Annotated in this window: 23 protein-coding genes; 11 read left to right on the forward strand and 12 right to left on the reverse strand. The window is 70.1% G+C overall.

The window, feature by feature from the left end; genetic code table 11:
- Window position 1 precedes the first annotated feature (1 nt).
- Both AC1DNF_RS27745 and AC1DNF_RS27750 read right to left on the reverse strand, forming a co-directional pair.
- The gene (locus AC1DNF_RS27745) at window positions 2-1,810 is read right to left on the reverse strand and encodes an ATP-binding response regulator (protein ID WP_478151869.1); all 1,809 of its coding nucleotides are present in this window, start codon (window positions 1,808-1,810) and stop codon (window positions 2-4) included.
- The gene (locus tag AC1DNF_RS27750) at window positions 1,810-2,433 is read right to left on the reverse strand and encodes a response regulator (RefSeq protein ID WP_478151870.1); all 624 of its coding nucleotides are present in this window, start codon (window positions 2,431-2,433) and stop codon (window positions 1,810-1,812) included. Before AC1DNF_RS27750 ends, AC1DNF_RS27745 begins: the two co-directional genes overlap by 1 nt.
- Before the next feature lie 132 nt (window positions 2,434-2,565).
- Here AC1DNF_RS27750 and AC1DNF_RS27755 point away from each other — a divergent pair, with 132 nt between their 5' ends.
- Entirely contained in the window at window positions 2,566-2,838 is a 273-nt protein-coding gene (locus AC1DNF_RS27755) for a hypothetical protein (protein WP_478151871.1), read from the forward strand.
- A gap of 5 nt (window positions 2,839-2,843) precedes the next feature.
- Here the strand turns inward: AC1DNF_RS27755 and AC1DNF_RS27760 are convergent, their stop codons facing one another.
- A complete protein-coding gene (locus AC1DNF_RS27760) occupies window positions 2,844-3,770 on the reverse strand; it encodes a LysR family transcriptional regulator (protein ID WP_478151872.1) in 927 nt (308 codons plus the stop codon).
- Window positions 3,771-3,868: 98 nt separating this feature from the next.
- Between AC1DNF_RS27760 and AC1DNF_RS27765 the strand changes: the two genes are divergently transcribed.
- The 7 genes from AC1DNF_RS27765 to AC1DNF_RS27795 all read left to right on the forward strand — a co-directional run bounded on the left by AC1DNF_RS27765 (window position 3,869) and on the right by AC1DNF_RS27795 (window position 10,698).
- Complete coding sequence (locus AC1DNF_RS27765) at window positions 3,869-4,855, forward strand: Bug family tripartite tricarboxylate transporter substrate binding protein (RefSeq protein ID WP_478151873.1); 987 nt, start codon at window positions 3,869-3,871, stop codon at window positions 4,853-4,855.
- A 10-nt stretch (window positions 4,856-4,865) separates the two neighbouring features.
- Window positions 4,866-6,563, forward strand: coding sequence for an FAD-dependent oxidoreductase (locus AC1DNF_RS27770; RefSeq protein WP_478151874.1), 1,698 nt, complete (start codon window positions 4,866-4,868; stop codon window positions 6,561-6,563).
- 47 nt (window positions 6,564-6,610) lie between these two features.
- A complete protein-coding gene (locus AC1DNF_RS27775) occupies window positions 6,611-7,171 on the forward strand; it encodes a phosphatidylglycerophosphatase A family protein (RefSeq protein WP_478151875.1) in 561 nt (186 codons plus the stop codon).
- Complete coding sequence (locus tag AC1DNF_RS27780; protein ID WP_478151876.1) at window positions 7,165-7,653, forward strand: CinA family protein; 489 nt, start codon at window positions 7,165-7,167, stop codon at window positions 7,651-7,653. Before AC1DNF_RS27775 ends, AC1DNF_RS27780 begins: the two co-directional genes overlap by 7 nt.
- A 234-nt stretch (window positions 7,654-7,887) precedes the next feature.
- Window positions 7,888-9,885, forward strand: coding sequence for an OTU domain-containing protein (locus AC1DNF_RS27785; protein WP_478151877.1), 1,998 nt, complete (start codon window positions 7,888-7,890; stop codon window positions 9,883-9,885).
- Window positions 9,882-10,367 (forward strand): nuclear transport factor 2 family protein, encoded by a 486-nt coding sequence (locus tag AC1DNF_RS27790; RefSeq protein ID WP_478151878.1) that lies wholly within the window; start codon window positions 9,882-9,884, stop codon window positions 10,365-10,367. The genes AC1DNF_RS27785 and AC1DNF_RS27790 overlap by 4 nt, the downstream gene beginning before the upstream one ends.
- The gene (locus AC1DNF_RS27795; protein WP_478151897.1) at window positions 10,360-10,698 is read left to right on the forward strand and encodes a GNAT family N-acetyltransferase; all 339 of its coding nucleotides are present in this window, start codon (window positions 10,360-10,362) and stop codon (window positions 10,696-10,698) included. Before AC1DNF_RS27790 ends, AC1DNF_RS27795 begins: the two co-directional genes overlap by 8 nt.
- Window positions 10,699-10,744: 46 nt before the next feature.
- Here AC1DNF_RS27795 and AC1DNF_RS27800 read toward each other — a convergent pair whose 3' ends face one another.
- Window positions 10,745-11,530: a UPF0149 family protein gene (locus AC1DNF_RS27800; protein ID WP_478151879.1), complete on the reverse strand. Its 786-nt coding sequence runs from the start codon at window positions 11,528-11,530 to the stop codon at window positions 10,745-10,747.
- 63 nt (window positions 11,531-11,593) lie between these two features.
- Between AC1DNF_RS27800 and AC1DNF_RS27805 the strand changes: the two genes are divergently transcribed.
- Genes AC1DNF_RS27805 through AC1DNF_RS27815 form a run of 3 tightly spaced genes read left to right on the forward strand, consistent with a single transcriptional unit; the run spans window position 11,594 to window position 15,112 of the window.
- Window positions 11,594-13,249 carry an FMN-binding glutamate synthase family protein gene (locus AC1DNF_RS27805; RefSeq protein WP_478151880.1) on the forward strand — a complete coding sequence of 552 codons (1,656 nt, stop codon included), beginning with the start codon at window positions 11,594-11,596 and terminating at the stop codon, window positions 13,247-13,249.
- 10 nt (window positions 13,250-13,259) lie between these two features.
- The gene (locus AC1DNF_RS27810) at window positions 13,260-14,177 is read left to right on the forward strand and encodes a BUD32 family EKC/KEOPS complex subunit (protein ID WP_478151881.1); all 918 of its coding nucleotides are present in this window, start codon (window positions 13,260-13,262) and stop codon (window positions 14,175-14,177) included.
- Window positions 14,178-14,188: 11 nt separating this feature from the next.
- A complete protein-coding gene (locus tag AC1DNF_RS27815; protein WP_478151882.1) occupies window positions 14,189-15,112 on the forward strand; it encodes a helix-turn-helix domain-containing protein in 924 nt (307 codons plus the stop codon).
- A 3-nt stretch (window positions 15,113-15,115) separates the two neighbouring features.
- Here AC1DNF_RS27815 and AC1DNF_RS27820 read toward each other — a convergent pair whose 3' ends face one another.
- From AC1DNF_RS27820 to AC1DNF_RS27855, 8 genes are all read right to left on the reverse strand, one after another.
- Window positions 15,116-16,018 (reverse strand): LysR family transcriptional regulator, encoded by a 903-nt coding sequence (locus AC1DNF_RS27820; protein ID WP_478151883.1) that lies wholly within the window; start codon window positions 16,016-16,018, stop codon window positions 15,116-15,118.
- A gap of 107 nt (window positions 16,019-16,125) precedes the next feature.
- Complete coding sequence (locus AC1DNF_RS27825; RefSeq protein ID WP_478151884.1) at window positions 16,126-17,772, reverse strand: MFS transporter; 1,647 nt, start codon at window positions 17,770-17,772, stop codon at window positions 16,126-16,128.
- Entirely contained in the window at window positions 17,769-18,191 is a 423-nt protein-coding gene (locus AC1DNF_RS27830; protein ID WP_478151898.1) for a DoxX family protein, read from the reverse strand. Before AC1DNF_RS27830 ends, AC1DNF_RS27825 begins: the two co-directional genes overlap by 4 nt.
- Window positions 18,191-20,086 carry an amidohydrolase gene (locus tag AC1DNF_RS27835; RefSeq protein ID WP_478151885.1) on the reverse strand — a complete coding sequence of 632 codons (1,896 nt, stop codon included), beginning with the start codon at window positions 20,084-20,086 and terminating at the stop codon, window positions 18,191-18,193. The genes AC1DNF_RS27830 and AC1DNF_RS27835 overlap by 1 nt, the downstream gene beginning before the upstream one ends.
- A complete protein-coding gene (locus AC1DNF_RS27840; RefSeq protein ID WP_478151886.1) occupies window positions 20,079-20,372 on the reverse strand; it encodes a XapX domain-containing protein in 294 nt (97 codons plus the stop codon). The genes AC1DNF_RS27835 and AC1DNF_RS27840 overlap by 8 nt, the downstream gene beginning before the upstream one ends.
- 16 nt (window positions 20,373-20,388) lie before the next feature.
- Window positions 20,389-21,042: a hydrolase gene (locus AC1DNF_RS27845; RefSeq protein ID WP_478151887.1), complete on the reverse strand. Its 654-nt coding sequence runs from the start codon at window positions 21,040-21,042 to the stop codon at window positions 20,389-20,391.
- Window positions 21,043-21,363: 321 nt separating this feature from the next.
- Entirely contained in the window at window positions 21,364-21,765 is a 402-nt protein-coding gene (locus tag AC1DNF_RS27850) for a putative toxin-antitoxin system toxin component, PIN family (RefSeq protein ID WP_478151888.1), read from the reverse strand.
- Window positions 21,766-21,768: 3 nt separating this feature from the next.
- Window positions 21,769-22,212 carry a hypothetical protein gene (locus AC1DNF_RS27855; protein WP_478151889.1) on the reverse strand — a complete coding sequence of 148 codons (444 nt, stop codon included), beginning with the start codon at window positions 22,210-22,212 and terminating at the stop codon, window positions 21,769-21,771.
- Window positions 22,213-22,299 lie beyond the last annotated feature (87 nt).

The raw sequence follows: 22,299 nt of genomic DNA on the forward strand, positions 1-22,299 counted from the left end.
GTCAGGCCGACTGGGCCCGCGCGGGCTCGAGCGAGGCGAAGGCCGAGTCGAGGTCGACGCCGTTGAGCACGCACATCAGCCCGTGGTAGAGCTGGTTCGGAGACACCGGCTTGTGCAGCAGCGGCACGCCCGTGGCGCGCGCTTCGCGCAGCCGCTGCGGCGCGGTGTCGCCGGTGATCAGCAGCGCCGGCAGGCGCGCGCCGAACTCCGCGCGCAGCGCCTCGATGGCCTCCGCGCCGGTGCGCAGCTCGCGCAGCCGGTAGTCGCTGATGACGAGCCCCGGAGGATTGGCGCGCGCGAGCGCCTGGGCGTCCTCGATGGAGTCCGCCGCGTCGCACTCGCAACCCCAGGCGCTTAGCAGCTGGCGCATGCCCGAGCGCACCGCTTCGTCGTCGTCGATCACGAGCACGCGCACATCGAACACACGCGAATGGCTGGCCGGGGCATCGAGCCTGCTGGTCGCCACGCCCATCTGTGCGATGGGCAGGGCCAGCCTGAAGACGCTGCCGCGCCCGGGCACCGACACCAGGCTCAGCTCATGACCCAGGGCGCGCGCCAGGCCCTGCGCGATGGCCAGGCCCAGTCCCAGGCCCTTGCGGCGGTCGCGCTCCGCATTGCCGAGCTGATGGAACTCGCGAAAGATCTCGTGGTGCTGCGCGGGCTCGATGCCGATGCCGGTGTCCCACACCTCCAGCAGCAGCTCGTCGCCGCGCGCGCGGCAGGCCACGAGGACACCGCCGTTCTCGGTGTAGCGGATCGCGTTCGACACCAGATTGCGCAGGATCAGCGCGACCAGCGCCGGATCGGAGCGCACCGCCACGTGGGTTTCGCGCGAGCGGTAGACGATGCCCTTGGCATCGGCTTGAGGAGCCAGTTCGTTCTCGATCTTGTTGAGCAGCGGCTGCAGGTGGAAGGCCTGCATCTGCGGCTCGACCACGCCGGCTTCGATGCGCGAGAAGTCGAGCAGGGTGTCGAGCATCTCGGCCGAGGCCTGCCAGGTGGCGCGGGCATTGGCCAGCGCGTCGTACTGGGCCGCCGAAAGCTTGGTGCGCGCCAGCACCTCCAGGAACAGGCCCTGCGCATGGATGGGCTGGCGCAGGTCGTGGCTGGCCGCGGCGAGGAACTTGGACTTGGCCAGGTTGGCCTCCTCGGCCTTCTGGTGCGCGGCCTGGGCATGCTCGGTCTCGACGCTCAGCCGCTCGATCAGTTCGAGATTCTCGAAGCGCAGCGCGATCGCCCTGCGCGCCGCCCGCGAACCGTTGCGCGCCTGCCCCAGCAGCGCCGCGGTATAGAGGAGCGCGGCCGCGCCCAGGGCGTTGAAGGCCGGGTCCTGGAGCATCAGGAGCTTCGCCCCCAGCACGATCAGCTCGGCGGCGCCGAACACCACGAAGAGCCGGAACACGGGCGCCAGCGACGACATCGAGCTGCCGGCGACGCCCGCCAGCACGCCGATCACCAGGATGCTCCCGGCCACCGTGGTGGTGCCGAGCGCGGCCCAGGCCAGCGCGCCCCACACCGCGCCATCGATGGCGTTGAGCACCATCTTGCGCCGAAGCAGGCCGGGGGCCTCCTGGGTCGTGACGCCGGTGGCCAGCAGCCGCCGCGCGTCCCATGCGAGGAACAGCTTGAGCAGCAGCACGGCGGCGCACCAGGCATACATGGCCGGGACATTGCTTTCGTTGGAGAGAATCCAGACCAGCAGCAGCGCCACCAGGATGGTCGGAATCACCGAGCTGCCGACGTTGCCCAGTTGCAGCTTCAACTGCTCCACCAGCATGCGCTCCTCGGGCAGCTTCGGCGTGCCTTTCATCAGGCGACGAGGCCCCTGCGCCGCGCCGCGAACCCGGCTTCCGACCGGCTCGACACCTGCAGCGCGGCCAGCACCGCCTGCACGTGGCCGCGCACGGTGTTCTCCGAGAGATTGAGCCGGCGGCCGATGACCTTGTTCGACAGGCCCTGGCACAGCAGGTCGAGCACTTCGCACTGGCGCGGCGTCAGGCGCTGCTGCGAAGCCTCGCCATCGTCCGACTGCGCCGACATGCGGTCGGGGAAGGCAAGGACCGGCTGCCCGCGCCGCAGCTGATCGATGATGGAGAGGATGTTGTCCGCGGTATCGGCCTTGGAAACGAAGGCGACGGCGCCGCGCTCGCGCGCCTGCCTCACGTTGTGCGTGCCGGCATCGGAGGAGAGGATCACCACCGCCGCCCCCGGCCACTTGCGCTTGACCAGCGCGATGCCCTCCAGCCCGTTGAGCCCATGCAACTGGATGTCCAGCAGCACCAGCGCCGGCTCTTCGATCGGCCCGCGCATGGCTTCCTCGAGCGAAGCGGCCTCGGCCACCACCGCATCGGGGATGCCGGTCGTGAGCACCATGCGCAAGCCGCAGCGAAACAGCGCGTGGTCGTCGATGAGGAGAATTCGGGCCGGAAGCATTGGATGGATAGTGATCCATTCTGCGCGAAGTCGCTCCGGTCCAAATGGACTATTTACTCGGCGCGCCGCCCTTGCGACCATGCAAGCTCCCGAATTTCGCAACACCTTCCTCGTCACCCTCCGCTCTCCCGAATGAAGCCGCTGATCGAAATCCAACGCGTTGGATCCTCCGACACCTACTCCTACCGCATCAGCGCCCGGGGCACGGCCGCCCAGGAGCCGGAGAGCGCGTTCGAGTCGCTGGAGCGTTGCCTGTTCGATGCCGGCGCTTCGCTGGGCAGCTACTTCCCCCGCGTCGAGGTGAATTTCGAAGGCATGTTCCTGGGCGCCTTCACCACCGCCGTGCTGCGCAGCAACCCCAAGGCCGTGGCCCAGCGCATCTCGCAGCACTTCCAGCCCGTCTGAGGGCCTCAGCCGGCCCGTCCGGCCGCGCCTTCCTTGACCGAGCGGCGCAGCACATCGATGAAGCTCTGGCTGGCGGCCGACAAGGACCGGCCGCGTTTGGTCACCACCGAGATGTCGCGTGAGATGCGCGGGGCCGTGATGGGCCGCACGACCAGCGCCGGATCGCCCTGCGCCCTCGCAAAGGCCGAGGGCATGATCGAGGCGCCCATGCCGCTGGCCGTCATCCAGAGCGCCGTCGAGAGAAAGGACACCTCGTTGACGACGTTGAGCACCACGCCGGCGTTCGCCGCCGCGGCATCGATCAGCGGTCGGATGCCGTAGCCGGGACGCACCGTGATCACCGGGTGGCCGGCCAGGTCCACCCAGCGCACGGCCTTCGTCGACGTCGCCAGCGGATGGCCGCGCGCGCAGACCAGACTCAGGTAGTCGCGCACCAGCACCCGGGTGTCGAGTTCGGCGCCCGGGTGCTCGGGCGTGCCGATGCCGAAGTCCACATGCTCGCCCGTGATGCGCGCGGTGAACTGGTCGGGCGCGCAATCGTCCACCACCACGCGCACCTGCGGATGCGCCTGGCCGAATCGCTGGATCGCCGCCGGCATCAGGAACGTGGCGAGCGTGGGCGTGATGGCCATGCAGACCCGCCCGCGCTCCAGGCGCGACAGCTCGCGAAAGCCGTCGCTCAGCGAATCGACGTCGCGCAGGATGCGCTCGGCCGCGGCGAGCATCTCGAAACCGGCAGCCGTCGGCTGAAGCGAACGCGTGGTGCGGTCGAACAGGCGCGCGCCCAGGCCCTCCTCGAGCTGCCGGATCAGCATGCTGACGGCGGACTGCGTGACGAACAGCTTTTCCGCCGCCGCGCTGAGCTTGCGCGTCTGGTGCACGGCGAGGAAGGCGCGCAGCTGGCGGATCGTGGGGCTGAACTTCTGATTCATCAGGTGAATTCATATTTTATTCGTAATTTATTGATTTACGAATGAATCCGGCTGCCGTCCAATGGCCGCCGGAGACAACCACGACACAAAGGAATTCGATGCAGACTTTCGTTCGCGCCATCGGACTGCTCGCCGCAGCCTGCTCGCTGATGGCGAACCCCGTGCATGCACAGGCGCCCACCACCGACTTTCCGGCCAGGCCGATCCGCATGGTCATCACCTTTCCGCCCGGCGGAAGCTCCGACGCGGTCGTGCGCATGCTGGTGCCCAAGCTCAACGAGAAGCTCGGCCAGCCGGTGATTCCGGACAACCGGCCCGGCGCCGGCGGCAACGTCGGCCTGACGCTGGTGGCCAAGGCGCCACCCGACGGCTACACACTGGGCGTCGGCGCGGCCGGCGCGCTCTCGGCCAACGTGAGCCTCTATGCCCAGATGCCCTTCGACCCGCTGAAGGACCTCAAGCCGGTCGGCATGCTGGCCGCCATCCCTTTCGTGATCGTGGGGAATCCGTCGGCCGGCGCGAGGACGCTGAAAGAGGTGATCGCGCAGGCGCGCGCCGAGCCGGGCAAGCTGTCGATCGGCCATGGCGGCAACGGCACGGCCATGCACCTGTCGGCCGCGCTGCTGGGCCAGATGGCCGACGTGAAGATGGTCGAGGTGCCTTATCGCGGCTCGGCGCCGGCGGCGCTCGACGCGATGGGGGGCCAGATCCCGCTGGCGGTGGTCGACCTGCCCTCCTCCCTGCAGCAGATCAAGGCCGGCAAGCTGATCGCCTATGCGGTGACCAGCCCGCAGCGCCTGCCGATGCTGCCGGACGTGCCCACCGTGGCCGAATCGGGCCTGCCCGGCTACGACTCGACGGGCTGGTTCGGCGTGGTGGCGCCGGCCGACACGCCGGCGCCGATCGTCGCCCAGCTGAACGCCGCGCTCAACACGGCGCTCAACGACGAGCAGGTGAAGACCGCCATGCGCAACCTGGGCGTGGAGCCCGCGCCGGGCACATCGAAGGCCTTCGATGCCTACATCCGCTCCGAAACGAAGAAATGGGCGAAGGTGATCCAGAGCGCCCACATCAAACTCGACTGAATCGAACCGAATGACCGAAGAAGAACTCGACGCCGACGTGCTCATCGTGGGCGCCGGCCCGGTGGGACTGACCCTGGCAATGGACCTGGCCTCGCGCGGCGTGCGCGTGGCGATCGCCGAGATCCGCCGCTACGCGGAGCCCCCGAACGTGAAGTGCAACCACATCGCGGCACGCACCATGGAGCAGTTCCGCCGCCTGGGCGTCGCACGCAAGCTGCGCGATGCCGGCTTGCCCGCCGACTACCCGAACGACGTGGTGTTTCGCACCAGCGTGACGGGCATCGAACTCACCCGCATCCCGATCCCCTGCCGGCGCGACCGCTACACCGAGCGCGAAGGTCCCGACGCATGGTGGCCGACGCCGGAGCCGCCGCATCGCATCAACCAGATCTTCATGGAGCCGATCCTGCTCGAGCACACGGCGGCGCTGCCGGGCGTGACGCTGCTCAACCGCACGCAGGTGACGCACTTCGCGCAGGACGACGCGGGCGTGGTCGCCACCGCCGCCGATCTCGACCGGGGAACCACGCGCACCATCCGCTGCCGCTACATGGTGGGCTGCGACGGCGGCGCCTCTAACGTGCGCAAGCAGATCGGCGCGAAGCTCGAAGGCACGGCCGTCATCCAGCGCGTGCAGTCGACCTTCATCCGCGCGCCGGGCCTGCGCGCGATGATCCCCGGCAAGGCGGCGTGGTCGTACTACTCGGTGAACCCGCGCCGCTGCGGCACCATGTTCGCGATCGACGGGCACGAGACCTGGCTGGTGCACAACCACCTGAATCCGGACGAACCGGAGTTCGACTCGGTCGACCGCGACCGCTCGATCCGCGAGATCATCGGCGTGGGCCCCGACTTCCGGTACGAGGTGATCAGCAAGGAAGACTGGGTCGGCCGCCGCCTCGTGGCCGACCGCTTCCGCGACCGCCGCGTGTTCCTCGCGGGCGACGCGGCGCATCTGTGGGTGCCCTACGCGGGCTACGGCATGAACGCCGGCATCGCGGACGCCATCAACCTCTCGTGGCTGCTCGCGGCCCGCGTGCGGGGATGGGGCGACGAAGGCATCCTGGACGCCTACGAGGCCGAGCGCCAACCCATCACCGAGCAGGTCTCGCGCTTCGCCATGGACCATGCGCAGAAGATGATCCGCGCCCGGCGCGCGGTCCCGGCGGACATCGAAGCGCCGGGTGCGGCGGGGGATGCGTTGCGCGCGGAGGTCGGCCGCGAGGCCTATGAACTCAACGTGCAGCAGTTCTGCTGCGCCGGCCTCAACTTCGGCTACTTCTACACTGGCTCGCCGATCATCGCCGCCGACGGCGAGGAAGCGCCCGCCTATTCGATGGGCGACTTCACGCCCTCCACGGTGCCCGGCTGCCGCGCGCCGCACTTCTGGCTGGCGGACGGCCGCTCGCTCTACGACGCCTTCGGGCCCGGCTACACGCTGCTTCGCTTCGACCGCCGCAGCGAAACCACGGCGCTGGAAGAGGCGGCGCGCGCCTGCGGCATGCCGCTGGTCGTGCTGGACGTCGACGCGCCGGAGGTGCCGCGGGCCTACCGCCACCGCCTGGTGCTGTGCCGCGCCGACCAGCACGTGGCCTGGCGCGGCGACCGCGTGCCGGTGCGGCTGGCCGCGCTGATGGCGCTGCTGCGCGGGCAGGCTTCGCAAGCAGCGCGCGACCCCGCATCGCAGCGGGAACGCACCGACGCGTAGCGGGGGCGGCGCCCATCCGCGCGCGAATGGGCGACACTGTGGGGCTCATGCAAGCTGCCTCTCCCTCCGGCGCCGTGCCGCCGCCTTCCCCGCGCCGCCCCACGCTGCGCTTCATGCTCTCGCACCCGGCGCACATCATCGCGATCGGCTTCGGCTCCGGCCTCCCGCGCGTCGCGCCGGGCACCTTCGGCACGCTCTGGGCCTGGGCCGCCTTCTATGCGATGCAGCAGTGGCTCTCGACGGCCACGATCGGCTGGGTGATCCTGGCTTCGCTGCCCATCGGCTGGTGGGCCTGCACCGTGACCGCGCGCCACATGAACGTGGCCGACCCCGGCGCCATCGTGTGGGACGAGGTCATCGCCTTCTGGATCGTGCTGTGGCTGGTGACGCCGGCCGGGCTGCTGGCGCAGGCCATCGCCTTCGCGCTGTTCCGTCTCTTCGATGCCGCCAAGCCGGGGCCGGTCGGCTGGGCCGACCGCTGCATGAAGCAGAGCGGGGCGACGGCCGAGACGATGCGCTGGAGCCTCGCCGGCTTCGGCATCATCTTCGACGACCTGGTCGCGGCCTTTTGCACCTTGCTGGTGATCGCGGGATGGCGCGCATGGTGAGCGAACGCGACACGGCCGCGCGCGTGGCCACCCTGGCCGAACGGCTGCTGCGGAAGCACTGGATGCTCGCGACCGCCGAGAGCTGCACCGGCGGGCTGATCGCCGGCGCCTGCACCGATCTCGCGGGCTCCAGCGCCTGGTTCGAGCGCGGCTTCGTCACCTACTCGAACGATGCCAAGACGGAAATGCTGGGCGTCGATGCGGCCCTGATCGCCGCGCACGGGGCGGTGAGCGAGCAGGTGGCGCGCGCGATGGCCGCGGGCGCCATCTCGCGCTCGAAGGCGCAGGTCGCCGTCGCCGTCACCGGCGTCGCCGGGCCCACCGGGGGCTCGCCGGAGAAGCCGGTCGGCACGGTGTGGTTCGGCGGGTCCGTCGGGGGGCAGCTGCACACCGAGCATCGCCGCTTCGACGGCGACCGCGCCGCCGTGCGCGCGGCCACCGTGCAACACGCGCTGGCCATGCTGCTTCGCTTGATCGCATAGACCGCGGCGCGGCCGCGCGAACCTGGGCGTGTCCGTCGGATTCCCGCGCATCGCATCGCGCTTGCGCGCATGCGTCCGCGCGCGTGAGCCGCAACATGGATGCAGTCCCCACTCTCCTCCATCTTGTTGAACCCTCTCAGTCCCTGGCCGCCGACGTGGTCGCCATCGTCACCGATCCTGCCGTCCTGGCAGTCACCCACCGATCCCCCAACGGATGAAGCCGCGTCGGCCTTCGTGCCCGCGAATGAACCTGCCGTGCAGCCCGAGGTGGCGCATCCCCTCCAGGGACTGCCGCCCTCGGACCCGCCACGGCGGATGGCGGCGGATCGCGCCCTCAGGAGAGCATCGGCGGATGCCCTGGACGACTTCCTCAACGATGCCGCCACGGGCCCGGCGGCGGCCAAGCGCGCCCGCACGCAAGGGCCCGACGCGTCGCGCGACATCCAGGCCGATCATTTCGTGCGCACGGAAGCCGCCCTGATCCGGTCCGCCACGCCGCCCGCGCCGCATGCCACGGCCGCACCCGTTGCCGCGCCGCCTGCCGCCAGGCTTCCCGCACCGCCGCTGGGCCCGTTGCGCCAGAAGGGCCTGGACACCCTCGTCGACTGGATCGTGTTCAAGAACTGGAACAGCGAGGCGGGCGACATGGCTCCGCAATTGCTCACCCGGCTGCCCCGATGGCCCGCCGGCCGCCGCCTGGAGGTGCACGATGCCGATGGCGCTGTCTACGCATTCGGCAACACCGGGGAATGGCAGACGCCGGTGCGGGTCTGGCGCGAGCACCATCACTACTCGGCGCTGGTGGATGGCCGGCTGCTCGCCGTTCCGGCCGATGGCGACTGCCTCTTTCACGCCATCGTCACGGCCATGGGCGCCAAGGATGCGTATGCGCTGGCCGGCGTCGACGCGGGGCCCGGCGGGAACGGCGCGGAGCTCGGCGAGGCCGAGATGCGCAGGCTGGCCGTCCACATGCGGCTGGCGCTTGCCGACCATGTGCGAGACAACCCGGGCGAAGTCTCCCCGTGGGTGGATCTGGAACGCATGGGCGCGCAGGCGGAGCTTCCGGCGGCGTCCTCGCGACGCTGGCGCGTGCCATTCTCGCAAGAGCAAAGGCTGGATCGGATCGAGATATCGAGAAGGCAGGTGGCCCTGCTGAAGGAACTGCAGGCGCTGGCACAGGAGAACCTGCTTGGAAGGCCCTCCGGGGCCCCGCTCAGCGCGAAGCTGATGAAGGAGCATGCCGCCATGCGCGGCTTGCCGCAGGCGCCCGTCACGAAGTGGCTCTCCGTCCTGGGCCATCTGACGCTGGCCGGAAGCGCCTTCCTGCAGGAGGCGGAACACCTGGAGCAAGGGATGGCGTACAACGCGGCCGACGCGGCCGACGCGGCACTCCTGCGTGGACTGCAAGCCCGAGCCAAGGGCCCCGACCGGATGCCGCTCTCCGACCGGGTGATCATCGATGTCGCCCTGGCGCGGAACGTGTCGATCAGCGTCCTGCGCACGCTGATCAAGGACAACGGCGACCTCACGCAGGCTGGGAAGAACGTGATGAACGGGGGAGGGCTCAGTGGCACGCGCCGCCGCTTCAAGCCGCTCACGGCCGCGGTGTTGCGCGAGCTGCAGCCGCGTCTCGCCCTCGGCAAGGACATGGCCGCCGAGGCGGAACGCCTGCAGGTGTCCCTCGATACGCTGCGCAAATTCATGCACCGCGACGGCACACTGAGCTCCCTCGGGCAAAGCAAGATCGCCAACGATTCCGCCAGCGTCACGGCCGAGGTCCTTCTGGCGGTGCAAAGGACGGTCCGCCGCGGCCACTCGCTCACGGCCGTGTGCCGCGAGATGAACTTCGAATACGCCAGGATCAGGAGATTCGTGCGCGAGTCGGGCGAGTTCACGATCGAGGGACGCAATGCCCTGTACGGCGATGAGCAAAGAAGAAGCGGGAGGACCAAGCAGCGGCCGACGGCGCAACTGGTCATCGAACTGTTCAACCTTCCGGGATCGGGCGGTCTCTCCAAGGAGGAGATCTTCGAGTTCTCAAGGAAGCACGACCTTTCGTTCCTCACGATGGCCGCGTACTTCGTGCACAAGAAGGGGCTGAGCAAGGCCGGCATCGAGTTCCTCAGGAGCCAGGGCATCCCGCATCCCGAGCTGCTGACAAGCGCGCGCCGCGACTGGGCGAAAGGGGCCCCACAATCGGGGCCATCCAAGGACCCGGGCCCGACCGCATGAACCACGAGCAGACGATCCGCCGCTTCTACGATGCCTTCGCCGCACTGGACGCCGACACCATGGCCGCCTGCTACGCGCCGGATGCGCGCTTCGACGACGAGGCCTTCTCGCTGCGCGGCGCGCGCGAGATCGGCGGCATGTGGAGGATGCTCTGCACCGGCACCCGGGCCAAGGGCGCGGCCGTCTGGAAGCTGAGCTACCGCGACGTGCGGGCCGACGCCACGAGCGGGCAGGCGCACTGGGATGCGCACTACCTCTTCAGCGCCACCGGCCGCATCGTCGACAACGCCATCGACTCTCGCTTCACCTTCACGCCCGAGGGCCTCATCGCCACGCAGGACGACCACTTCGATTTCTGGCGCTGGTCGCGGCAGGCGCTGGGCACGCCGGGCCTGCTGCTGGGATGGTCGCCCGCTCTCAGGAAGAAGGTGCGCGCCACCGCCGCCGGCAACCTGGCCGCCTTCCTCGCACACAATCCCTGACCTCACTTCGGAGCGAGCACGCATGACCGATATCACCATCACCAACGACAGCGAGAAGCATCGCTACGAGGCCCGCATCGCCGGGGAGCTCGCGGGCTACTGCGAATACAACCTGCTGCGCGAAGCGATCATGTTCACCCACACCGAAGTGCTGCCCGAGCACGAGGGCCAGGGCGTGGGCTCGGCCATCGCCCGCCACGTGCTGGGCGAAGCGCGCGATCTGGGCCTGCATGTGATCCCGGTCTGCCAGTTCATCGCCGGCTACATCCGCAAGCACCGCGAATACGTCGATCTGGTGCGCGAGGACATGCTGCGCGCCTTCAAGATCTGAGCGGGCGAGGGGCCCCGAGAAACGGAAGCGGGTTTCCGGCCCGGGCTCAACCCGCGCCGTGGCACTTCTTGTACTTCTTCCCGCTGCCGCACGGGCAGGGGTCGTTGCGGCCCGGGGTCGCTTCCTTGCGGACGGTCTCCACGCGCGGGCCCATGCTCTTCCAGAGCTGACGCAGGTCGTACACGGCCCAGATCGCGGCGCCGAATTCGTCGATGCGCTTCTGGCTCACGCTGGGCGGGCCGTCGTCGCTGTACATCGAGAGCGCCGGCTTGCCGGTGTCGTCCTCGGTCAGCGCGACGATGGCCTCCAGCGCCTCGTCGAGCATCTGCGCGGCTTCCTTGTCGCGCGGCGCCGCCCATTCCTCGGGCCAGTTCTCGACCGCGTACATGAAGCCGAGCGCCCAGACCTGCGCGAAGGACGGAATCGCCTCCCCCGCCATGTCCGCGCGCTCTTCCTCGGGCAGCGCGGCGATCGCGCCGCGGGTGTCGAGCACTTCGGGCTGCCAGGTGCGCTCGTCGTCGAGCGACTGGACGTCGGCGTCCAGGCCGGTCTCGATCTCGCGCCAGCGCTTCTTCCAGCGCCAGACGAATTCCATCTGCTGCATCGGCGCGAAGCCCTCGCCCAGCAGCACCGGCCAGTATTCGGCCGGCTCGATGGGCCGGCGCGAGCAGACCAGGGCGGCCATGAAGCCCTCGCAGAATTCCCACTGGGGGGTCTCGTCGTCCTGCTCGCGCATGACATCGAGCGCGTGGTCGAGGGCATCGAAATCGTCGGGGCCGAGCGGCACGTTTGCGGGCTGGGCGGAGGGGGAGGTGTCGGGTTGGGTTGTCATGGCATGGAGGAGGCAGCCCTCTATGATGCAGCAAGGCTCCCGGAGACCGCTATTTTTACCCTGATGATTTCGCCTTTTCCCGTACGTTACAGCGCCTTCGCGCTGTCCGTGGCCGGCCTGCTCGCCAGCCTGGCGGTCGTCCTGGTCTCGCCGCATCTCTGGACCGCGTGGCTCGCCTTCTGGGCCTTCGCGGTGCTGACGGGCACCGGCGTGCACGACCTGCGCCAGGCCCGCCATGCGATCCTGCGCAACTACCCGGTGATCGGCCACCTGCGCTTCCTGCTGGAGTTCATCCGCCCCGAGATCCGGCAGTACTTCATCGAGAGCGACTCCGAGGCCGCGCCCTTCTCGCGCGCCCAGCGCTCGCTGGTCTATCAGCGCAGCAAGGGCGAGCCCGACAACCGCCCCTTCGGCACGCAGCTCGACGTGACGATCGCCGGCTACGAGTGGATCAACCACTCGATGCAGCCGACCCGCCTGGCCGACCACGATTTCCGCATCGTCATCGGCGCCACGTCGAACCCCGCCTCGCCCGCGGGCCAGGTCTGCACCCAGCCCTACAACGCGAGCGTGTTCAACATCTCGGCGATGAGCTTCGGCGCGCTCTCGGCCAATGCCATCATGGCGCTCAACCAGGGCGCGAAGCTGGGCGGCTTCGCGCATGACACCGGCGAGGGTTCGATCTCCGAGCACCATCGCGTGCACGGCGGCGACCTGATCTGGGAGATCGGCTCCGGCTATTTCGGCTGCCGCAACGACGACGGCAGCTTCAGCGAAGAACGCTTCATCGCCAACGCGCTCGATCCGCAGGTCAAGATGATCGAAGTCAAGCTGAGCCAGGGCGCCAAGCCCGGCCACGGCGGCGTGCTGCCGGCCCCCAAGGTGACGCCGGAGATCGCGGCCGCGCGCGGCGTGCCCATCGGCGTGGACTGCATCTCGCCGTCCTCGCACAGCGCGTTCTCGACGCCGGTGGAGATGATGCATTTCATCGCCCGCCTGCGCGTGCTCTCGGGCGGCAAGCCGACCGGCTTCAAGTTCTGCCTGGGCCATCCGTGGGAATGGTTCGGCATCGTCAAGGCCATGCAGGAAACCGGCCTCACGCCCGACTTCATCGTGGTCGACGGCGCCGAGGGCGGCACCGGCGCGGCACCGGTGGAATTCATCGACCATGTGGGCGCACCGCTGCAGGAAGGCCTGCTGCTGGTGCACAACACGCTGGTGGGCGTCGGCCTGCGCGACCGCATCAAGGTCGGATGCGCCGGCAAGGTGATCACCGCCTTCGACGTCGCGCGCATGATGGCCCTGGGCGCCGACTGGTGCAACGCGGCGCGCGGCTTCATGATGGCGCTGGGCTGCATCCAGGCGCAGAGCTGCCACACCGGCCGCTGTCCGACGGGCGTGACCACGCAGGACCCGGTGCGCCAGCAGGCGCTGGTGGTGCCGACCAAGGCCGACCGCGTGCGCAACTTCCACCGCAGCACGCTGCATGCCCTGCAGGAGCTGGTGCAGGCCGCCGGCCTCGACCATCCGCGGCAGATCACGGCGCACCACATCGTGCGCCGCATCTCCGACGCCGAGGTTCGCCTGCTGAGCAACCTGGTGATGCAGGTGCGGCCGGGCGCGCTGCTCGGCCCGCTGGACGCGCAGCACAACGTGTTTCGCACCTACTGGCCGCTGGCGAGCGCGCACAGCTTCCAGCCGCTGCCCCTGGCGTCATGAAGTGCGCGCCATGAGTACCGGCAGACGCGGCGGCGCTTCCACGCGCGTGCAGATGCGCAAGGCCCTGGCCTCCGCGCCAGCGCCGCTGGAGGCCGATGCGCCGCCTCCGCAACCGACCGACTACGCCGACTTCCTGCGCGCCATGCTGCCGCTGCAGGCGCAGTCGGTCGCCAGCCATCGCTTCGGCCTGGAGCGCGTATGGCTCAAGAAGGCCGGCCCGCGCCACGGCAAGGTGGGCTATTACCTGCTCGCCGCAGTCTCCGGCGCCCTGCGCCTGGACGTGCTCAGGCCGGTGCCCAATCCCGGCGGCGAGGCCGCCATCGAGATCGAGGCGCGGCGGCTGCGCGCGCTCGCCGCGGCGGGCGTGCGCGTGCCCGCCGTTCTGGCCCAGCAGCGCGACGGGCTGCTGATCTCCGACCTCGGCGAGAGCGGGCGCCCGCCCGTGGTGCTGCGGGAGCGGCTCGACCAGGCCGCCGTCGCCGGCCCGGTCCCGCTGCTGGCGACCTGGCGCGAAGGGCTTGCCGCCATCGCCCGCGTCCACGCGCGCGACGCCTACCTGAGCCAGGCCTTCGACCGCAACCTGGTGCTCTGCCCCGACGGCACCATCGGCTTCATCGACTTCGAGGACGACCCGGGCGAGACGCTGCCGCTGGCCGAGTGCCAGACGCGCGACTGGCTCAGCTACCTGCATTCCACCGCCATGCTGGTCCACGCCGCCTCGCCCCACGCGGCCGCCGCGCACTGGCACGCGGTGCTGGCCGATGCCAGCGACGATGTGCGCAACCGGCTCGCGGTGGCCGCGCGGCGCATGCGCTGGCTGCGCCATCTGCCCCCCGGCCGGCGCTGGGGCCGCGACACGCAGCGCGTGCGGGCCGCGGCGCACCTGCTGGCAAGGTGGTACGGCAAGGAGGGGCGATCCGCGCCCTGAAGGAGATCGGCATGATCGACGGCATGAACACCGCCACGCCACCGGAGAGCTTCGGGCGCCAGCTGGCGCACCAGTACGGGCTCGAGGAGGTGCAGTCATCGACGGCCTCGACGGCCCGCTCGCCGCTGGACATGGCCCGCATGCACTACGGCCTGCCGCACCTCTTCGTGCTGCCGCCGCTGCCGCCGGAAGACGCCTTCGTGCTCAGCGTGGAACTGGCGACCGCCGGCAGCCGGCGATTCTTCTGCCACAACGCCACCACCTGCCTCGACCGCATGGAGGCGGGGGCGATCCATATCGCCGACCTCAGCGAACAGCCTTTCGCCTATGTCTGCAGTCCGTTCCACTCGGTGCTCTTCCATATGTCGCGCGCGGCGATCGCCGATTTCGCGCGCGAAGCGGGCGTCGCGCCGGTGAAGGCGCTGCGCTGCGCGCCGGGTGCCGTCGACCCGGTGGTGGCCGGCCTGGCCGCGGCGGTGCTGCCCTCGCTGCTGCGGCCGTGGGAAGCGAACACGCTCTTCCTCGACCACATCGCCCTCGCGCTCTATGCCCATGCCACCCAGGTCTATGGCGGCATGAGCGTCGCGCCCGCGCAGCGGCGCGCGGGCCTGGCGCCCTGGCAGGAACGCCGCGCCAAGGAATTGCTGAGCGAACAGCTCAAGCGCGACGTGTCGCTCGCCGAAGTGGCCGGCGTGTGCAAGCTGTCGCGCGGCCATTTCAGCAAGGCCTTCAAGGAGACCACCGGCCAGTCGCCGCACGCGTGGCGCATGGGCCAGCGCGTGGGCGCGGCGCAGAGGATGTTGCTGGAATCGACCGCCTCGCTCGCCGAGATCGCGCTGGCCTGCGGCTTCGCGGACCAGAGCCACCTCACGCGCGTCTTCGGCAACCGCGTCGGCACTTCGCCGGCCCAGTGGCGCCGGGTTCGCCTGAGCTGAGCGCTACCGCGGCAGGATGCCGGGCAGCAGCGGACGTTCCAGGCGCGCGCGCCACCATTTCAGCGCCTCGCCCATGCCGTCCGGCTTCCACGCGAGCCAGAAGCTTTCCTCCGGCCGCGATTCCTCCACCGCCAGCTCGACCAGCGTGCCGCGCGCGAGCTCGCCGCTCACGCAGGCCCGGGGAAGAAAGCCGTGTCCCAGCCCCGCCACCTGGCATGCGATCTTCGCGAGCATCGACGGGACGGTGATGCGCCGCTGGCCGGCCAGCAGCCCGATGGTCCTGTCGGTCATGTGGCGCGCGCCGTCGCCCACGACGACAGCCGTGTGCTCCAGCAGATCGCCCCGGGTGAGCGGGCGACCGAGCATGGCCATCGGATGCGTCGGCGCGACGCAGAAGGCGAACTCGACGCATCCCACGTTCACCGCCTGGTAGCCGCCGCCGGCCGGCCCGTCGCTGGCGGCGACGATCAGGTCGGCGCGTCCGTCGCGCAGCGCCTCCCAGCTGCCCGTCATGGTCTCGCATGAGATCCGCAGGCGCGTGCCGCAATTCAGGTCCTCGAAGGCGCGGATGTCCTCGGTGAAGGCGCTGGTCGGAATGAGGGAGTCGTGCACCAGCCGCAACTCGGATTCGAAGCCGGTGGCGATCTGCCGCATGCGCGATTCCAGCTCGGCCGCCGCGGCGATCAGCCAGCGCCCTTCCTTGAGCATCTCCTGCCCGGCCGGCGTCAGGCTCACGCGCGGCCCCTGCCGCTTGAACAGCGCGATGCCGAGCTGCTCTTCCAGCTTGCCGACCGCGTAGGAGATGGTGGACGGCACCCTGTGCAGGCGCTGCGCCGCGGCGGCGAAGGAGCCGTGGCGCTCGATGGCGTCGACGATCTCGATGGCTTCCAGGGAGAGTTTCAGCATCTCAGATCGAATGGCCCGGTTTCGTTTATCGGTTGCGCAACGCCCTGCGGGATTCTCGATGATGGAGCGCCGGGCTCGCCCGCGCAACGCGCGTGCGTCGATGCGGATCACTCCATGCGGGGCGACGCGACGTCATCGGCCGGCGCCGCGCTTCGGGCGTCCAGCCCGAGGAAGTGATGCACCACCGGCGGCCGCGGCCCGACGTGGAAGCCGGAGGCCTCGGCCTGCACGTCGGCGTCGGCGTTCGACACCCGGCGGTGCTGCCGCAGGTGCTCCGCCCATGATTCCACCAGGAACCACTCCATGAGGCGTTCCGGATCGCCCGTGTGCTCCGTGATGCCCCAGGCATAGGCGCCGTCGCGCCGACGCTCGGCCGACAGGCGCTGCATCGCCCGGACGAAGGCCGGCCGGTCCGCCTTGCGGACGCGGTATTCGATCTGCACCATGACCGGCCCGCGGTCGTGCGCCACCGGTTCGGCGACCAGCGGCTCGGGCCAGTGATTGGAGGGCTGCAGGTCGACCTCGCCCGCCGGCAGCTTGACGCGATGAAAGCCGATGGCCACCAGCGCCAGCGCGGCGGCGCCGGCCAGCAGCGCCATCGGCACGCCGATCTGCTGCGCCACGAGGCCCCATCCAAGGCTGCCGGCGGCCAGCGCCCCGTTGAACACCGTCAGGTAGACCGCCAGTCCGCGGCCCCGAACCCAGTTCGGGAGGATGGCCTGCGCCACGCCGTTGAGCGTCGTGAGCGCGATGATCCAGCCCACCCCCAGCAGCAGGAGCAGCACGACGGCCAGCCACCGGGGCGGGGCGGCGACGAGCGCGGCCATGACGCCGGCGGTGATCAGCGAGGCGAGCAGCACCAGGGCGTCGGCGCCCAGGCGCGCGCGGATGCGCGGCAGCAGCACCGCGCCCACGATGGCGCCCGCGCCGACGGCGCCGAGCAGGATGCCGTAGAAGCCCGCCGACCCGCCGAGCATCCTGCGCGCGACCAGCGGCAGCAGCGCCCAGACGGAACTCGCGAACAGGAAGAACACGGCCGCGCGCAGCAGCACCACGTGCAGCTCGCGGCTGGCGCGCGTGTAGCGCACGCCAGCCTTGAAGGCACCCACGAAATGCTCGGACAGCGCGCTCTCGGCGGCGGCCGGCCGGCGCCACCACAGCAGCGCCGCGACGACGAACACATAGCTCAGCACATCCATGCCGTAGGTCGCGGCGGCGCCGAAGCTCGCGAGCAGCAAGCCGCCGGCGGCCGGCCCGATGGCGCGCGCGATGTTGATGCCCAGCGAATTCAGCGCCACCGCGCTCTTGAGTTCGGCGCGCGGCACCAGCTCCGGCACGATGGACTGCCAGGTGGGCCCCATCAGCGCCGCGCCGATGCCGCCGGCGAAGGTCAGGCCGATCAGGTAGCCGACCGTGAGCGTGCCCGTATGCGCCAGCACCAGCAGGCTGCCGCTCACGCCGGCCAGCATGATCTGCACGAAGATGAGGAAGCGCCTTCGATCCAGGATGTCCGACAGCACGCCCGCCGGAATCGCGAGCAGGAAAACCGGCAGCGTCGCCGCCGTCTGGACGAGGGCGACGGCCGCGGGGCTGGCCGACAGCTCCGTCACCATCCACGAGCTCGCGACGTCGCGCATGAAGCTGCCGATGTTGCCGAGCACGGTGGCCGCCCACAGCACGGCGAACACGGGCTGGCGCAGCGGCGCGAAGCCGCCCGGGGCGGCCTGCGGAAGCGGCTGCGCGGGTGAACTCATGGGCCGCGGGCGGCGCCGGCGTCGCGGCGCTGCAAGTCATGCCATGCGACAAGCAGGAAGCCGCCCACCAGGCCCAGGTGCTCGAAGAAGGAATTGGCGGCCATGAAGCGCTCGGGCGGCGCCATCTCCCAGAAGCGCAGGGCCACGAAGGTCGCGAACAGGGTGAAGCCGGCCAGCGCCAGGGCCCCCAGCCAGCGGTAGAAGCCCGTCAGGATCAGCACCGATGCGCCGAGCTCCAGCGCGATGACCGCGATGGCCAGCGGCGCGGCGGGCGAGAGCCCGAAATGCTTCATCTCGGCAAGCGCGGCGGGGAAATCGATCGCCTTGTCGATGCCGCCCTGCAGATAGGCCGCGCACAGGCCGAGCAGCGCGAGCCAGCGCACCCATGGCGCCGTGAGGATGGCGCGCACCGCCGCCATCACACCGCCCAGCAGGCGCAACCCAGCGCGCCCCAGAAGCTCTTGAGATCGGCGACGGGCAGCCTGCTGCTCCAGGCCGTCGCATGCCGGTGGCCATGCATCTTGCAGTCGTTGGCGCAGCCGCAGGACACGGACGCCTTGCGGATCGCCGCCTGCAGCGGCGCGCCCTCCTTGTCGCCCCAGCCCGCATAGCCGCCGAAGCTGCGCGTGGGCGACCAATCGGGCATGGCCGGCGGCGGCATGCCTTCGTCGTGCATCCCCAGGGGCCCGGCGGCATAGACCACCTTGCCGCCCACCATCGTGAGCAGCGCGGTGGTGTCGGCGATCTCCGATTCGGCGCAGCCGAAGAAGTCGCGGTCCGGCACCACGAGGTCGGCGAACTGGCCCGCCTCGATGCGGCCCTTCCGGCCCACCTCGTTGGAGAACCAGGTCACGTTCTCGGTCCACATGCGCAGCGCGGCCTCGCGGTCGAGGCAATTGCGCTGCGGATAGATCTGCAGGCCGCCGACCGTGCGGCCCGTCACCAGCCACGAGAGCGACACCCAGGGGTTGTACGACGCCACGCGCGTGGCGTCGGTCCCGGCCGAGACCTTCACGCCCTTCTCCAGCATGCGCTTGACCGGCGGCGTGGCCTCGGCGGCGCCCGGCCCGTAGCGCTCGACGAAGTACTCGCCCTGGTAGGCCATGCGGTGCTGCACCGCGATGCCCCCGCCCAGCGCGGCGATGCGGTCGATGGACTTCTCGGAGATCGTCTCGGCATGGTCGAAGAACCAGTGGAGCCCCTGCAGCGGGATGTCCTTGTTGACCTTCTCGAAGACATCCAGGGCGCGCGTGATGGTCTCGTCGTAGGTCGCATGCATGCGCCACGGCCAGCGGTTCTGCGCCAGGATGCGCACCACCTCCTCGAGCTCGCCCTCCATCTCCGGCGCCATATCCGGGCGCGGCTGGCGGAAGTCCTCGAAGTCGGCGGCCGAGAAGACCAGCATCTCGCCCGCGCCGTTGTGGCGGAAGTAGTCGTCGCCCTGCTTGTACGTCGACGAGGCGGTCCAGTCGAGGAAGTCCTGCTTTTCCTGCTTCGCCTTCTGCGTGAAGAGGTTGTAGGCCAGGCGGATGGTCATCTGGCCGGCATCGGCGAGTTGCTGGATGACCTGGTAGTCCTGCGGGTAGTTCTGGAAGCCGCCGCCCGCGTCGATGACGCCGGTCACGCCCAGGCGGTTGAGCTCGCGCATGAAGTGGCGCGTGGAGTTGACCTGGTATTCGAGGGGCAGCTTCGGCCCCCTGGCCAGCGTGGCGTAGAGGATGGCCGCGTTGGGCTTGGCCAGCAGCAGGCCGGTGGGGTTGCCCGAGGCGTCGCGCACGATTTCGCCGCCGGGCGGCTCGGGCGTATCCCTGGTGTAGCCGACCGCCCGCAGCGCCGCGGCGTTGAGGAGGGCCCGGTCGTAGAGATGGAGGATGAACACCGGCGTGTCCGGCGCCACCGCGTTGAGTTCGGCGATGGTGGGCAGTCGCTTCTCGCTGAACTGCTGCTCGGTGAAGCCGCCCACCACGCGCACCCACTGGGGGGCGGGCGTGACCGCGACCTGGCGCCTGAGCATGCCCATGGCATCGGCGAGGCTGCGCACGCCGTCCCAGCGCAGCTCCATGTTGTAGTTGAGCCCGCCGCGGATGACGTGGGTGTGATTGTCGATCAGGCCCGGCAGCACCGGCCTGCCGAGCAGGTCGATGATCCGGGTGCCCGCGCCGGCCAGCGCCAGGACGTCCTCGTCGCGGCCCACGCGGGTGAAGCGGCCGTCCTTGATCGCGACGGCGCTCGCCGTGGGGTTGGCACGGTCGAGCGTGGTGAAGCGCCCGCGATGGAGGATCAGGTCGGGGGCGGAAGCGGCATTCTCAGCCATGGCGACGGCCCTTCGTCGCAGCCGCCGGCAGCTGGGCCTCGGCCTGCTTGTCGCATTGCGGCAGCTCGCCGAACATGTGCGGCTTGACCTGGTGATGCAGCCATGAGGTGGCGGCGGGGTCCTTGTTGAGGACCTGCTTGATCAGCGGCGGCAGCTGCTCGCCGATCAGGATGCCGAGCAGGCCGACCAGGGCGATCACCGGCGGCGCCGGCGAGCGCACCTGGAAGAGCGCGTAGATGACGCCGACCAGCAGGCCGACCGCCAGGGAAACGACATAGGGCTTCATGGCCTGCTCCCGGGAATCAACCCTCGTGGGCGCTGAACATCGTGCTGGCGTAGATGATGCCCAGCCCGTAGGCGCCGCCGAACTTCTTCGCGATGCCGGTGGTCATGCCGTAGGTCTCGGTGCGCGCCCAGTCGCGCTGGAGTTCGAGCAGGTACTGCAGCGAAGTCATCGGCCGCGCGCCGGACTGCACCATGCGGTCCATGGCGCGGTCATGCGCCTCGGTCGACACGTCGCCGCAGGCGTCGGCGATCACATAGACCTCGTAGCCCTGGTCGAGGGCCGACAGCGCGGGGCCGACGATGCACACGCTGGTCCACAGGCCGGCGAGCACGATGCGGTCCTTGCCGATCTCGTTGACGCGCTTGATGACGGCGGCGTCTTCCCAGGTGTTCATCGAGGTGCGGTCGAGCAGCGCCTGGCCGGGGAAGGCGGAGGTGATCTCCTCGAACATGGGGCCGGAGAAGCTCTTCTCGGCGACGGTCGTGAGGATGGTGGTGGCACCGAAGCCGGCGGCCGCATGGGCAACGAGCGCGGCGTTGGAGCGCAGCGCGACGGCATCGATCGAGTGCGTGGCGAAGGCCATCTGCGACTGGAAGTCGATCATGATCAGCGTGTGGTCCTTGGGCGAGAGCAGCTCGGCGCCGGGCGTGGGCTTGGCGATGATGGGCATGGGGTGTCCTTTCGATGCGAGGGGGAGGGGTTGCGCGGGTTCGGTGCATGGTGCGTGCGAAGCGGGCCGCGGTCTTGTCGAATCGGCAGGCGCGTTGAACATTCGTCCGGCGGCCCGGAGCGGGGGACTTGCGAGACTGCGGGCGGAAGCGACGAGCCACGCCTTGCGCAGCCTCTTCGAGGGTCTGCCGATTCACGCGAGCCACCATGCCTATCCGCCGGCCGATGTTCGCTCCAACGGAAACTACGCGGTCATTCAACTGAACCCCAAGGACGCGCCCGATTGCAACCCCGTTCCGATCCCGGGTTTCAAATCCGGGCGCTAGACGCTCGCCACCTCCACACCCCACGCCGCCAGCCGCTTGCGCATCGACAGCACCGCACGGTCCTTGCTCAGCAGGCGCGCGCGGTGCGCGACCGCGAGGTCGATGAAGATCTGGTCGTCCGGGTCCCTGCAGACGCAGGAGGCGCGCGCCGGCACGCCGTCCACCACATGGGCGTGCGCATCGAAAGCGGCGAGCACATCCGGCGCGCAGCGCCCCGTCGCCGCCAGCCGCGCCACGATCAGGGGATAGCCCAGCACGCGCGCGAGTTCGTCGCGCATCGCGGCGGTGGCCAGCCAGCGCAGTTCCCCGGCCGCGAGCGCGGCGCCCAGCTGCGCGTACCCGGGGTCGTCGAACACCAGGAGGTCCAGCGCGATGTTGGTGTCGATGACGATGCCCACGGATCAGCCCTGGCGGAACTGCTTGCGCAGCAGGGGCCGGTGACGCGCGATGTGCGCCATCTGCGCCTCGGCGATCATGCCGCCCAGGTCGTCGCCGTCGCCGTTGAGCACGCCGTTGGCGCAGGCCAGGGCGCGCGCCACCACTTCCTCCTCGCTGACGCCCTGCCGGGCGGCAAGATCGAGCGCCACGCGCTTCATCGCCCGCTGCGACAGCATCCACATGGCGCCGAAGGCATCCCAGGCGGCGGCTGCTTCCTTGAACCTGTCGCGCTCGGCGAGGATCTCGATGAGCGGCTTCGCCAGGATCTCGTTCAAGGCGTCGAGCTGCTCCGCCAGGGCCTCGCAGCGCGCCTCGGCGGCGAGCCGGGCGTCGTCGCTCCCCGCGGCGGGACCGTAGGAGCCGTCCGGATTCGTGGAAGGGATTTGGAGCTTTTCGGAGGCCGTCATGGTGAATCCTGGAAAGAGCCCGCAAGGATAGCAATCGCCGTTGCATCCACGGCACTTCGCCCGGGTTTCGGCCCTTTCGGAACGGGC

Source organism: Variovorax sp. 01T432 (assembly GCF_056398605.1).